Source organism: Arthrobacter sp. StoSoilA2 (assembly GCF_019977195.1).
Lineage (GTDB): Bacteria > Actinomycetota > Actinomycetes > Actinomycetales > Micrococcaceae > Arthrobacter.
In genome coordinates, this window is record NZ_AP024643.1 from 2,237,235 (window position 1) to 2,250,474 (window position 13,240).

At 60.1% G+C, this 13,240-nt stretch carries 11 protein-coding genes; 5 read left to right on the forward strand and 6 right to left on the reverse strand.

What is annotated here, in order from left to right; translation table 11 throughout:
* The first annotated feature begins 41 nt into the window (after positions 1–41).
* The 4 genes from LDN82_RS10195 to LDN82_RS10210 all read left to right on the forward strand — a co-directional run bounded on the left by LDN82_RS10195 (position 42) and on the right by LDN82_RS10210 (position 4,908).
* Positions 42–845, forward strand: a complete 804-nt coding sequence (locus LDN82_RS10195) for a pentapeptide repeat-containing protein (protein ID WP_224167275.1) — start codon at positions 42–44, stop codon at positions 843–845.
* Between the two features lie 30 nt (positions 846–875).
* Positions 876–1,685 carry a Cof-type HAD-IIB family hydrolase gene (locus tag LDN82_RS10200; protein ID WP_224167276.1) on the forward strand — a complete coding sequence of 270 codons (810 nt, stop codon included), beginning with the start codon at positions 876–878 and terminating at the stop codon, positions 1,683–1,685.
* Positions 1,682–2,626 (forward strand): PfkB family carbohydrate kinase, encoded by a 945-nt coding sequence (locus LDN82_RS10205; protein WP_224167277.1) that lies wholly within the window; start codon positions 1,682–1,684, stop codon positions 2,624–2,626. The genes LDN82_RS10200 and LDN82_RS10205 overlap by 4 nt, the downstream gene beginning before the upstream one ends.
* A gap of 1,745 nt (positions 2,627–4,371) precedes the next feature.
* Positions 4,372–4,908 carry an ANTAR domain-containing protein gene (locus tag LDN82_RS10210; protein WP_224167278.1) on the forward strand — a complete coding sequence of 179 codons (537 nt, stop codon included), beginning with the start codon at positions 4,372–4,374 and terminating at the stop codon, positions 4,906–4,908.
* Positions 4,909–5,360: 452 nt separating this feature from the next.
* Here the strand turns inward: LDN82_RS10210 and LDN82_RS10215 are convergent, their stop codons facing one another.
* The 6 genes from LDN82_RS10215 to hisD form a co-directional block, all read right to left on the reverse strand.
* Positions 5,361–5,687 (reverse strand): hypothetical protein, encoded by a 327-nt coding sequence (locus LDN82_RS10215; protein ID WP_224167279.1) that lies wholly within the window; start codon positions 5,685–5,687, stop codon positions 5,361–5,363.
* Positions 5,688–6,341: 654 nt separating this feature from the next.
* The gene (locus LDN82_RS10220; RefSeq protein ID WP_224167280.1) at positions 6,342–7,823 is read right to left on the reverse strand and encodes an NAD-dependent succinate-semialdehyde dehydrogenase; all 1,482 of its coding nucleotides are present in this window, start codon (positions 7,821–7,823) and stop codon (positions 6,342–6,344) included.
* 56 nt (positions 7,824–7,879) lie between these two features.
* Complete coding sequence (locus LDN82_RS10225) at positions 7,880–9,559, reverse strand: thiamine pyrophosphate-dependent enzyme (RefSeq protein WP_224167514.1); 1,680 nt, start codon at positions 9,557–9,559, stop codon at positions 7,880–7,882.
* Between the two features lie 181 nt (positions 9,560–9,740).
* On the reverse strand, positions 9,741–10,043 hold the full coding sequence (locus LDN82_RS10230; RefSeq protein ID WP_224167281.1) for a hypothetical protein: 303 nt from the start codon (positions 10,041–10,043) through the stop codon (positions 9,741–9,743).
* 169 nt (positions 10,044–10,212) lie between these two features.
* A complete protein-coding gene (locus LDN82_RS10235) occupies positions 10,213–10,464 on the reverse strand; it encodes a hypothetical protein (RefSeq protein WP_091325409.1) in 252 nt (83 codons plus the stop codon).
* 118 nt (positions 10,465–10,582) lie between these two features.
* On the reverse strand, positions 10,583–11,902 hold the full coding sequence (gene hisD / locus LDN82_RS10240) for a histidinol dehydrogenase (RefSeq protein ID WP_091325411.1): 1,320 nt from the start codon (positions 11,900–11,902) through the stop codon (positions 10,583–10,585).
* A gap of 248 nt (positions 11,903–12,150) precedes the next feature.
* Between hisD and LDN82_RS10245 the strand changes: the two genes are divergently transcribed.
* Positions 12,151–13,077 (forward strand): LysR family transcriptional regulator, encoded by a 927-nt coding sequence (locus LDN82_RS10245; RefSeq protein WP_217639235.1) that lies wholly within the window; start codon positions 12,151–12,153, stop codon positions 13,075–13,077.
* Positions 13,078–13,240: the final 163 nt, after the last annotated feature.

The following is a 13,240-nucleotide window of genomic DNA, read 5'->3' on the forward strand; positions in this document are numbered from 1 at the left end:
CGCTTGTCCTTATCGCTGTAATCTTTAGCGTCGGAATCATAATGTGGGTTCTAGGTCCAAGCGAAGGCAACAAATACTCCGATCTAGGAATCAATCTCGGCGTCGGCGCGCTGCTTGGTGTGGCCGTTCTGTATGTCGAGGCGGTGGTCGGCCGGGCCGATGCGGAACGTGAGCGCCGACTGGCTGAGGAGCAGCGGTTCGTCCAGACGCTCATCGCCGCCGCTGACTTGACTGAGATCCGTATCCCTGGCAGGAGCCTTGCCGGGATCATCCTCGCCGCACGCGATCTTAGCGGTGGCGATCTCACTTCGACCGACCTCACACGCGCAGACCTCCGCAAAGCAAACCTATCGAGGGCAGATCTGAGCGGTTCTTGTGCCGCCGGCCTCAACCTGCACGGTGCGACTGTGGACGCGCTCAAGGCGAGGAACGTGGACTGGACGGGTGCAAACCTCTCGCGCCTGGCTGGCTCGGATGCCGACTTCACCGAAGCTCGGATCATGGACTCCTCCTTCGTGGACATCCGGCTTCCACGAGCGCTGCTTGACCGAGCAGTTTTGGAACGAGCGGACATGCGCCGCGCCGACCTATCGGATTGCTGTGGCAGCGCCGTCATTCTTCGAGGGACGGATCTGCGGGCCGCCAGCTTGCGGGGAGGCCGGCTAATAGACGCGGACCTGCGCGATGTTGACTTGCGCGCCGCGGACCTGCGAAACGCCACCTTCGAGTCTCCCGACCTACGCGGCACCGACCTGCGTGACTGCAACGTCGAGGGGCTTGTGCTGCGGGAACCGATCGTCGACGATCGGACCCGGTTGCCCGTTTCTGCCCCACACCTGACCTGATCGTTCACACCTCACGAGGAGACCCAAGACATGGCCATGTTCTGCACAGACATCGACGGCACATTGCTCAACCCAGACCGAACACTATCTCTGCGCACTATCCGCGCTGTCAGGGCCATCCGGGCCGCAGGGCACTCTTTCGTGCTCTGTTCTTCGCGCATGCCGGAGTCGATGCGGATCCTCGAGCGGCTGTACGACGGTGCCGACGAGCCGTTGATTGCCTACAATGGCGGACTCGTGCTGTCCCGCTCGGGCAAAGCTGTGCACGATATCGCCATCGCACCGGAGCACGCTCGGAGGATCGCCGAATACTGCTCAGGCGTTGACCTGCACGCAAGCTTCTTCGCTGGTGAGGATTGGCACGTCTGGGGCGATGATCCGTGGACCGCTCGTGAAATCAACAACACGGGGGTTTCGCCGCACTCGATGTCGTCGAAGAAATACATCTCCTCTGGTCGGGTGGATGCACATCCGCCGCACAAGGTCATGTGCATGGGTGAGCAGTCGCTGGTAGATGGGATCGAGGCGCTCCTTAGCACAGAGCCCGGTGTCGTAACGTACCGTTCGAAAGACACCTACCTCGAGATCGCCAACTCGACTTGTTCGAAAGGACTTGGTGTCGAGGCTGCGGCAGAAGAGCTTGGTTATGACAAGAGCGACTGCTACTTTTTCGGCGACAACTACAATGACATCCCGGCCTTCGCCGCCGTGGGAACTTCCATCGCGGTCGCGAACGGCAAACAGGCTGTGCTGGACGCGGCGACGGTCACCACCGCGCGCCATCACGATGACGGTGTCGCAGCGTACCTCGAGACGTGGCTCGCAGCGGCCAGCGCGTGATCCGCACGGTAACCCTTAGCCCAGGATTTGACCACGAGGTACATGTTGACCGCATCGATCCTGGTGAGGTTGGTCGGGTGATGTCGTGGCGTGTTCACGCTGCAGGCAAGGGAATGAATGTGGCGCGCTTCGTCAGGACCCTCGGAGCGGAAGCGCACGCGTACTCCCTGGTCGGTGATCTCGACGAGGGGAGGTTCCGAGAAGCGGCGGCCGCTGACGGCGTTCACGTCGACACTTTTGCTGTTCCGGGCCTGACACGAGATAACCTCACGCTTACGAGTGAAGCTTTGGGCGCGATGGCGGGGCACGCGAGCGGACCGCGACTCGGCCCAGTCTCGTCGGAAGTAGTTGATCGGCTGCTTTCAAGGCTGCTTCGCGACGTGAGTCCTGGCGATATCGTGGTCTTGAGCGGCGCGATCCCAGACGGTCTGGACGTTGACACATGGGCTCGCATGGCACACTCTGTCGTGGCCGCTGGCGGCTCTGTCGTTGTCGACGGGCAGGGGGCTGCCCTTGTCGAGGCTGTACGCACGGGTGTCGTGGCGATGGCAAAGCCAAATGAGCATGAGGCGGGCGCGATTCCTGGTGTGCGAGTCGATGACCCACTCTTGTCACGAGCGATGGCCGGGCTGCGTTGGATGGCGTCACACGGCGTCGACGAGCCCGTCGTATCCCTAGGGGTGCGCGGGATTGTCCACCGTTGCGATCACGCGATAATGCTCACGAGTTGTCCGGTCGCTGAGGCGCGGGTAGCTGTTGCGGCCGGTGACGCGTTCGTCGCGGGGTATTGCCTGGGAGCGTCCGGACAAGGGCCAATGAAGTTGAAGCCGATCGATCTTGCTGTCGCCGCAGCATCCGCTCAAGTGGCCGGCGATGCAGGGTTGAGGTCGACCCACGAGCGAATCGAGTCAATCGACAGTGCCGTGCTTGACTCGCTCTAAGAGGGTGTAGTGACAGCGGTTTCATGGCTGGGCATGTTGAGCCGTTGGCCTGGACGCCGGTCCCGCTTCCTGGAACGGTCGGCCTCCGGCTGCTGGCGCGGCGGGAATACTGGAGTATGCCTGCGCCTGGCTTCGTGCCAAACGCCTGCTTCCGGTGACTTGGACAAGAATTCTGCGCTGGCACTCGTTGAGCAGCTTCTGGTTGACGTTCGTGATGAAACGTGGACCTTGTGGCTGAAGTCCGAGTATAATGGCCAGGCGCTGGACCCCTGGCGCAGCGAATGGTATTTCGGAAGCCCGGCAAAGGGGGGCTAAGCATAAAGCCAGGAGAACGTGTTTATCTCTGCTGAGACGAGAGACTGCTACGCGGTCGTCGAAGTGACGTAATATCCAGAGTTCCTGCCGACGACTACCGTGCCGGGCGATGAAGCTGACCGCTGGCCATGGGTGAGCCGGACAACACCTCGATTCGTGCCGGATGAATTGCTTGAGTTCAAAGCAAGCGAGCTCGTTCGTAGCGGCGGTGGTCTGCAGAACGGTCACATGAGGCTAAAGTTCGCCCAGTTCTCGTACGGTTTTCGTTCACTCGCCAGGCTCGTGGCGGACTTAGGCCGACAAATGTGGGCTCATCCGCCGGGTTCATAGCTACGCGGTTTGTGCGTCAGGGAACTACAGGAGCGCTGTGCCTGACGGTGCGTCGTTATAGCACCGAGCTCCGCTGAACTCCATCTAGGCAAATCCTTGTCTCTGTCTAGTGAACCCACGGTTGGCTGAGGCAGCCCGTCGGGCTTCCGATGGGCACTCAGGTTGCTGATCTCTGTCATGAAGGATATGAAAGGAGGTGAATCGATTGATGGAAATTGCTGTGTGGTTGCCCACCGGGAACATGGTGCTTTCGCTCGAACTTTTATGCCCAGCTACAGCCTTGGGGGTGGTCGCGGCTGAGCAAAAAAGAAGTGTGAACAATGTCCACGCTTTTCACCTCAGACTGGGTCGTACAGCCGCCGGACTGGCCCGGATTCCGCATGTTTCCGCGACTTCCCAGCAATAACAAGGCCAAGAATCGCGTTCGAGTCCCACCTCGGGCACGGCATACCCCCTCGTCAGAGGGGGTTTTTGCTTTAACGTGTGTACATTCTGTTCGGTCAGGTCCCTCTGACTCTGGCCGCGGGGTGTGCCTGGCGCCGCGGGTCGCCTGTTTGGTTGTGGGGGAGCGGGTTCAGAGTCTTGGCTGGTTGGCCCTCCGCTGGCTGGTTTGTGGGGTCCTCCAGCCCTCCTTAGTGGGTGTTGTGGCGGTCCCTGTTTGGCTGTTCACTGCTTCATGGTCCTCGCATGTGCCGATGACATGACTTTATGCAAAATTCTTAGAGGAGTTTTCGGGATCCGGTTCACCAGCACTCCACACGGAGCGGTGGCTCGCCGTCTTTGTCCTTCCAAAGGGGGTGTGGACAGTGTCCACACTTAAATCTCCTTTATCGAGACTGATCACCACCATCGCGTTGTCCCTCCTTAGTCCTATATCTACTCATTGCATGCGCGTGGCCAAAGCGACGTGGCGCCGGTTCGGAAGCGCACTGCAAGTGCAGGGCCACTCTGCGTGGGAGCTCCATCAATAAGCCGATCGACTGCTTTTGGGGTTGGTTTCATCCGCGTAGTCAACGCGGTACTCCAGCGGGACTACAAATGGAGTTTTTGCTGGTTCACGCGATAGACGGCCGAGCATGTCGAACCCAACCAGTTAGCCGGTGAGGGACCTTACGGCCCTTTACCCGGAGGCGAACAGCGTGTTGGGTCTCCCGCTGGCTTTGGGCAAGGACGCCTCAGCAGCCCTGAAGTTCTTCGCCCCCGCGACAGGACTCTTCACCGAAGAGGCTATCGGCGAGGCCGTGGTCTTCGGCGACATGGCAGGCCAGGCTTTACGGCTCACCCTGCGTGTCATTGCCGCCAACCTGCTCGCCCAAGACCTGAAGGCCGCGATGGAGCTCCGGACGCCCATCGATCTGGCATGCGGAATGATCATGGAGCAAAGCCACTGCACCCAGGAAGAGGCCTTCAATTTCCTCACGACGGCCTCCCAGCACCGCAACCAGAAGGTTCACGACGTCGCTGACGGCATCATCAAAGCCCGTACCGGTAGCAGCGGGCACATCACGGCCCATTTCCAGGACAGATCCTGCTTGGCCCAAAGGACACACGCAGCCTGGGCGATGCGAAGTTCAGGTCCTCCAACGCCCAAGCGACGACGGTGTTGTCGAACGGGCACAGCTCGAAGGCGCCGTTAAGGAAAGCATCCAACTCGAATTCCATGGCACTGCCGCCGTTGGCCCAGTACTGCATCCATAGGTCGTCTAGGGTGACGACGTGCTGCTGAATCAGCTTAAGCGCTGTCACGCGAGGATTCTCCGCAGAGTTGCCCCTGACCAGCGGCCCAACACCGCTAGTAGTCGTCGTGCCCTTGCTTCTAAAGACACCTTAATAATCCCAAATCGCACTCGTGAGGACCAGACCCGGCGAACCCGATGGGGGTCGGTAAGTGCAACCCTGAGCCCCCTCTATTGGCACTTGTGGGTATCCAGGGTGGTCGCCGGAGTCTCTCCGCGTACTCAACGCGGCCCAGACCAGTATGCGTCAGGCTCAGATCTGAGACTTCCGCAAATGCGTGTTGTCAAATCATTTTCCGAATTCTCACTTGACGCTTGCAGGTGCCCCTTCTGACGTCAGGTTGGGGTGTATTTCATACTGTTGGCGCAGAGGTGTCTTGCTCATGGGTTCGGTTTGCAAGACGTGATGACGGGGACTCCTGAGTCACGCCGCATGGCACGTCTTGATCGACGCGGACGACGTACTTTCCGTAATCGCGTTGTATGACGAGGATGCCCTGCTTGCGTTCCAAAGCGGCGGGCATGAGTGTGTCGACCGCATGGTTGAGCTTTTCGTCCCGGCTTCCGGGCTCCTCCACAGTGACTTCAAGGGAAAGTAAAGGCGAAAGGATCGGGAGAATGTCGTTGTCCGTTATCGAGAAGACAGCGCTGGTTACCAAAGAAAGCGAATTGTGGGACACAAGTCCTCCTGGTAGGGATCGATCGGGGTGTGCTTCAATTGCGCTGTCCGCGGTTCGGATCTCCGCGCCGGTCAAGTCGCCGGTCGCGGGAATCGCGATCATGTGGATCGAGTGCGCGGGGTGCTTTCGTCGTAGGATGCTGACTGGTGTCAAGTGTCATACCTATAAGCGGCTAGCCTCCGGCGAATTCTGCCGAAGGTGTTGGCACGTGCTCTGCCCCAACGTGGAGTGACTGAAGGGCCGTAATCAACGTGGAGTCGAGCTGACGCATTCGCACGGGGCCAGTGTCTCATTCATCGGTCCAGTGCTGGGGCCAACGGATAAGGACTACGTTGTCTGGCCAACGTGGGTGTTTATCGGTGCTGCCTACCACTTTTACTTGACCGAGTTGCAAGTAGTTCCAGATCGCGGGATACGGCCGACACAGCGGCTGCCCGTCGATGCAACTCACTCTTCTTTTGTCCTCGGTTCTTCCGTGGCCTCGTCGTGGCCGAATGCTTCGATCCGGCAAGGGGGTCGTAGAAAAGGGGCAGGGATTCGTGTGTTTCCTGGGTTCGATCAAACATCGGTTCGTTCACCTGCAAATCCTTTTGATGTGGATACCAGGGCCTTCCGCGTTGCGAGGACGGAAGGCCCTGGTGGTCTGATTGCCGCCTAGTCGGCGTACGGGTCCGCGATACCTACGTACTGGGTGTAGAGGTACTCTTCGATGCCTTCGGAGCCGCCTTCGCGGCCCAGGCCGGACTGCTTGACGCCACCGAACGGTGCGGCGGCGTTGGAGATCACGCCGGCGTTGAGGCCGAGCATGCCGGTCTCGATCCTTTCGCTGATGCGCAGGCCACGGTTGAGGTCCTTGGTGAAGACGTAGGCAACCAGGCCGTATTCGGTGTTGTTGGCCAGGCGAACGGCGTCGTCTTCGGTGGAGAAGGTGATGATGGGCGCTACCGGTCCGAAGATTTCTTCCTGCAGGATGCGGGCGTCAGCGGCGACGTTCTTCAGCACGGTGGGCTGGTAGAAGTAACCGGGACCGTCGACGGCGGCACCACCGGTGACTGCTGTGGCGCCTCCTGCTACGGCTTCGGACACCAGGGCGTGAACGCCATCGCGGGCCTTGCCATCGATCAACGGTCCCACCTTGGATTCGGCCTCGGTACCGCGGGCGGTGGTCAGGGAACCGATCTTGGCGGCGAACTTCTCTGCGAAGGAATCGGCGATGGACTCGTGCACAATGAAGCGGTTCGCGGCGGTGCAGGCCTCGCCCATGTTGCGCATCTTCGCCGCGATGGCACCTTCAACAGCCTTGTCCAGGTCAGCGTCTTCGAAGACGACGAACGGGGCGTTACCACCGAGCTCCATGGAGGTGCGCAGGACCTTATCCGCCGCTTCACGGATCAAAGCCTGGCCCACCGGGGTGGAACCAGTGAAGGAAATCTTGCGGAGACGGTCATCCTTGATCAGCGGACCCGTCACGGCCCCGGCCCGGGAGGACTGGATAACATTCAACACACCAGCGGGCAGGCCGGCTTCCTGCATGACCTGTGCAAAGAGCAGACTGGTCAACGGTGTCAGCTTGGCGGGCTTGAGAACCATGGTGCAACCGGCAGCTACAGCGGGGGCGACCTTGCGGGTGGCCATGGCCAGCGGGAAGTTCCACGGGGTGATCAGCAGGCAAGGACCCACCGGCTTCTTCTGCACCAGGAGGCGGTTCTTGCCATCCGGAGCTGCGGAGTAACGGCCGGACACGCGGACGGCTTCCTCGGAGAACCAGCGCAGGAACTCGGCACCATAGGTGACTTCACCACGGGCTTCGGCCAGGGGCTTACCCATTTCCAGGGTCATCAGCAGGGCGAAGTCTTCGGCACGCTCGGTGACCAGCTCGAAGGCACGGCGCAGGATCTCGCCGCGTTCGCGCGGCGCGGTGCGGGCCCAATCGGCCTGCGCGGCAGCAGCGGCGTCGAGCGCGGCAGCGCCGTCCTCGGCACCGGCGTCGGAAATGCTGAGCAGGACCTTGCCCGTTGCCGGGTCCTCAACATCAAAAGTCTTCCCGGATCCCGCAGGACGCCACTGACCGTTGATCAGCAGGCCGGTAGGGACGGAATCGAGTAGTTCAAGTTCAATCAAAGCGGAGATAGACATTTTTTCTTCCATTCGTAGGCCATCATGCCGACGGCGGGAGCGCCGGGGGCGGAGAGTCAGTAGGCCTTGACCCGCTGTTCGACAATGATGTGGATCAGCGCGAAGATTTTGTCCTCATCGATGGCCTTCAGAGCGCTCTGAAGGGCTTGCGGCACATCCGCATCCTGTTCAACTCTTACTCCATACCCGCCGAATGCCTGGGCCATGAGTGCGAAGTCCGGGTTCTTGAGTTGGGTTCCCGAGACACGGTCAGGGTAGTGACGCTCCTGATGGGTGCGAATGGTGCCGTATTCCTGGTTATCCATGACGACCACTAAGGGCGTGGCGCCGTACTGCGCGGCGGTGGCGAGTTCTTGTCCGTTCATCAGGAACTCGCCGTCACCGGCAATCGTGACAACGCGACGCTCTGGATGAGCCAGTGAGGCCGCGATAGCTGACGGTATCGAGTAGCCCATGGAACCGTTGCGGGCACTAATCATGGAGGCATAGCGGCGGGTGGGGAAGTAGCGGTGCGCCCAGTTGGTGTGTTCACCCGCGCCGAATGTCACCATGGCGTCATCAGCGAGAGCCGGAACGAGGTTGGCCATTAATGTGTCCATACTTGCCTTACCATCCGACGGCGTTGCGGGTGGCAGCGTTGCGAATTTTTCCTGCTCGCCCCGCATCCGGGCTGTCCAGAACTTCCATTCCTCTTTGACGGGAAGGTCAATCTTGGTCAGGTCGCGCACAAAGACATCCGGTTTTGCGACGATTTGGTAGGAGACCGGACCGGAGCGGCCACGTAGTGACGGGTCAATGGTGACGAGGAAGTTCTTCTTGGTCCAGTCCTGCCGGCAAACGAAGCCGTCGGTGATTACATCGCCAGGAACTGTCCCGACAAAGATCAACAGATCCGTTTCGTCCAGGAGATCGTACGTAGGTCGTGGACGGCCGTAGCCGATAGGTCCAACATAAGAGGGCGAGTCAAAAGGAACAGTGCCTTCTGTGCGCCATTCGGCGGCCGCGGGAATGTGGTGCTTTTCCAGCCATCGCGTCAGTTGATCGGCGCCATGCTGGGTCCAGTCGTTGCCACCGGTGACAAAAAGCGGTTTCGATGAGGCTGCCAGGGCTTCGGCGATGGCTGCAGAGTCGGCCACGGTCATTCCGCCGGTCGCAACAGGGATGGGTGGATGAATGGTGTTGGGGACGTGCTCTCGAATGATGTCTTCGGGCAGGCCCACGACCACTGGGCCGGGCCTGCCGTTCGTAGCGGCAAACATCGCTTCGGCTACGATTTCCGATGCTCTTTCAGGGTGGTCGAGGACCATGACCCGTTTAGCACCTGTATCAAACCAAGCCTTGATATCGAACTCTTGAAACGCTTCCCTATCCCTGTGGGTGAAGGGAATAAGACCCACGAAAAGGACCATCGGCGTCGAGTCCTGCCAAGCTGTATGCAGCCCTACGTGGGCATTTGCTGCACCTGGACCTCTGGTCACCATGGCGATGCCCGGAACCTGCGTCATCTTTCCATCGGCCTCTGCCATATAGGCTGCGCCGCCTTCATGGCGGCAGACGATCGTTTCGATGTCTGATTGGTGCAGCCCGTCGAGTACTTCCAGGAAGGATTCTCCAGGCACCACATAAGTGCGCTTAACTCCATGCGAAGCCAAGGACTGGACGATGACATGTCCCGCTGAGGTCGTTGCCGGACGTGGATCTGTTTCCGGAGCGAATGAACGGCGGAGGTCGGCCATAGGCGTCGTTGGTGTGCTGCCTCCGCTCTCCGATGTCCCAAGGTCTGTGACCTCGGCACTGGAAATGGAAGGTGTGGGGTGAGCAGACTTCGTTGTCATGGCCTCTGTGTCTTCGTGTCGTCTTGGGGCTGCTTGAATGTTCTGATTGGGTTTCGCGATGTTCTGAGTCATCGGGTAACTGCTATTGGGCGGACGTGGCGCTCAAATCGTTCTCGAGGCCTTCGCCGACTGATTCGCGGTGGCAGATCAACTGCATATAAACGTCGTTGGGGAGGGTTGCCGGCTCGACCCACGCTTCGTAGCCCTCGTCGGCCAAGTAAAGAGTCCGTCCATCGACTCCTTCGGCATGCAGCCAGAGTATGGAGGAATCTGTGGTCGCGTCAGTGGTCGCGGCTTCCACCAGTCCGTCCCGGACGGGGTTGCCGTGGTGCCGGATTTCTATTCTTAAGCCGATCAGGCTCGGCCAGTGGTCACATCTATGCATGGGCTTTCAGCTTGCTGGGAGGAGAATGGATGGTCCTGGAAGCGCGCGGCGTTGCTGCTAGTCTGTCTCGGGTCCTGCGCAGAAGAAGCAGCGGTCCTCGCAGGTGGAGCTTTCTCCGGACTCTTGCTGCGGCCTCGAACGGAATCGCCGCTGGGTGGAGCCGTTTGCATCAGAGCAAGTCAAGGTATGCCCCCGGAACGCAGAGTTCGTAACGCTGGCGATTGGCAACCTGGATCCGGTCCGTCTCCCATGAGACCCGAATACCGTCGTGGGTGGGCATAATGCTGCCTTCCGTCAGGAATTGTGGCTCTGCTCCCACCTGGCCGGACGGAACCCACCATCCGGTCTTGGGGCAGTGGCTACCAGTATTGCTCCTTGTCCAGTGCAGTCCCGCGGCCCTGGCGGGATTCCTCTTCTTCATGGTCTCTTCCTTGTTGTCAGTGGTGGTTCTGTTTAGTCGAATGGTGAGCCTGGGGCTCCGGACGCTGTCCAGAGCCCCAGATTCGCCTACAGGCAGCCTTGTCTGAAGGCGGATGTTGCTAGCGGTTGAAACGGTCCAGACGCAGGGTGGCTGTGGCGCGGTGCGCTTCCATGCCTTCGAATGCGGAGATGGTGGCCACGTAGTTCGCCAGGCGGGGAGTTGCTTCCTTTTCGACGCGCTGGAAGGTCAGCGGCTTGAGGAACCGGGAGACGGAAAGTCCAGCAGAAGACTTGGCGCCGCGACCGGTCGGGAGGACGTGGTTGGTACCGGCAATACCCTTGTCGGAGTAGGCCACAGTCGACCAGGGGCCCAGGAAGATGGAGCCGTAGTTCTTCAGATTGTCGTGGTACCACGCGTCATCGGAGGTCTGAATTTCCAAGTGCTCTGGTGCCAACATGTCCATGATTTCGGCAGCGGTCTCTCGGTCTTCCGCTACGTACACGGTGCCGTAATCACGCCAAGCCGGTCCGGCGATGTTCCGCGTGGCCAGGGTTTCGAGCTGCTTTTCGATGTGCCGGATAACTTCTTCGCCGAATGTGCGGTTGGTGGTGACGAGCGAAGCGGGCGAGAGGACACCATGCTCGGCTTGGCCCAAGAGGTCAGCTGCGACCAGTTCGGGATCTGCGGTCTCGTCGGCGATGACGGCCACTTCAGAAGGACCGGCAAGAAGGTCAATGCCGACGCGACCGAAGAGCTGCCTCTTGGCCTCGGTAACATAGGCGTTGCCAGCGCCCACGAGGATGTCTGCGGGCTGCTCACCGAGAAGGCCGAAAGCCATTGCGGCCAACGCCTGGACACCGCCGACAGCGAAGGCGCGGTCTACACCGGAGAGGTATGCGGCGTGAAGGACGGCCGGGTGTCCACCTGTGGGGCTCGTTGGGGGCGTGCAGGCGATCACGGTCGGTACACCCGCGGCCTTGGCCACGCCGACCGTCATGAAGGCGCTGGCGAGGATGGGGAACTGGCCCGCGGGCAAGTAGGCGCCTACCCGGGGGACGGGGGTGTAGCGCTGGCCGGCAAAGACGCCGGGAAGAATCTCCGTTTCGAAGTCTGTCAGGTGTTCGCGCTGTTCGACCGCGAAGAGACGGGTCCTCTCAGCGCCTGCGGCAAGAGCTTCGCGCAGTTCGGGGGTGAGTTCATCCCCGGTCTTGGCGAGCTGGGCTTGGCTGATTTCGATGTCGTTCCCAGCCCAGCCATCGAGTTTCTGTGAGTACTTTATGACGGCGTCGATGCCGTTCTTTTCGATGTCAGTCAACATCGTGGAGACTGTTTCGATCACAGCCGGAAGCCGCTGTGCCGGAACGCCTCCGACCTCGGGTGCCTTGATGACTTCGAAGTGTCCGTTGATGAATGCCTTGTCGGCTTCGTTGATTTGCATACCAATAACGCTAGAGACGGGCCGGGCATCGCACAACCCGATAAGAAGCTATAGAAATCATCGGATCATCCGATGATCGGCCGGGTTGTGATGCTGTAGCGAGGGCGAAAAACCCCGAAAATTCGGGCTCAAAGACGGCGGACCCAGGTCCTCGACGCGCACGTGTTCGGCAGGGCAAAGTTCGGCATCCGCAGAAAAAAACCCTCGGATCCAACCCGAATATTTATCTGGAGCCATAGGATATTCCTGTGACTCTTACCCAGCTCAAAGCCTTTTTAGCCGCCTACGACCTCGGATCATTCACGGCCGCGGCAAACCTTCTCGATACCAGCCAGGCGTCTGTTTCCGAACTCATCGCCCGGTTGGAACAGGAAGTAGGACTTAGCCTATTCACGCGTGGAGGCAGGCGCCTGCAACCCACCAACGCAGCGGTCGAATTACGCGAGCACGCGCAGCAAGCCGTGACATCCTTCGATAACGGAATTCAGGCACTTCGTTCCATCTCCTCCCTGGACGGCGGGGTTTGTACCTTCGGGGTGCTGCGCAACGCCGGATACTATGACCTTTCGGATCTGGTTCAGCGGTTCCACAAGCGCTACCCTGCGGTAAAGGTCCGCTTGGTTGGTTTGAATTCCGCCCTCGTTGCAGAGTCCGTGCTGAACGGGGAAATCGAGGCCGGCCTGGTCGTTCTACCCGTCCCGGACCGCGGCCTGGTGGTCAAGCCGCTGTTCCGGGATGAGGTGGTTTATGCATCAACGACGCGCAGTCCGCGTCTGGGACCGATGACGATCGAGGAATTCGCCGAGTCCAAGGTCGTTCTCTATGACGCATACGCGGGCTGGAGCGACCCTACGCGGAAGCAGATTCAAGAGCGGGCGCAGTTGAGGGGGCTGAAGATTGTGCCTGATATCGAAGTCGAGCACGTTGAGACAGCGCTCAGCCTCGTCTCCACAGGAGCTGCGGGGACGATAGTTTGCAGAACCATAGCTGAGGGCCCTGGCTTTCCGAAGAACATCAAAACGGTTCCTTTTGCCGAGCCCCTCTACGACACGCTTGCTCTTGTGCAACGCGAATCGTCGTATCTTTCTCCGGCTACTCGGAAAATCGCACAACTGGCGGAAGGCACTCTCATGGCGAAAGTCCGCCCGGAACAGAGGATCCCGACCGCGCACTAAGTACTGGACGGTTGCTGGAGCCGCGATGCAGTGCCAGTCGCAAAAGTACTTGACGGAACAGCCCGCGAAGTCGTCAGCGCGCCATTCTGTTTGCAGTAAGCCATAGGAAAGACCTGTAGCTTCTATCGTATCCACTGGGCTTGTGGGGGGTGATTCGTCGCTC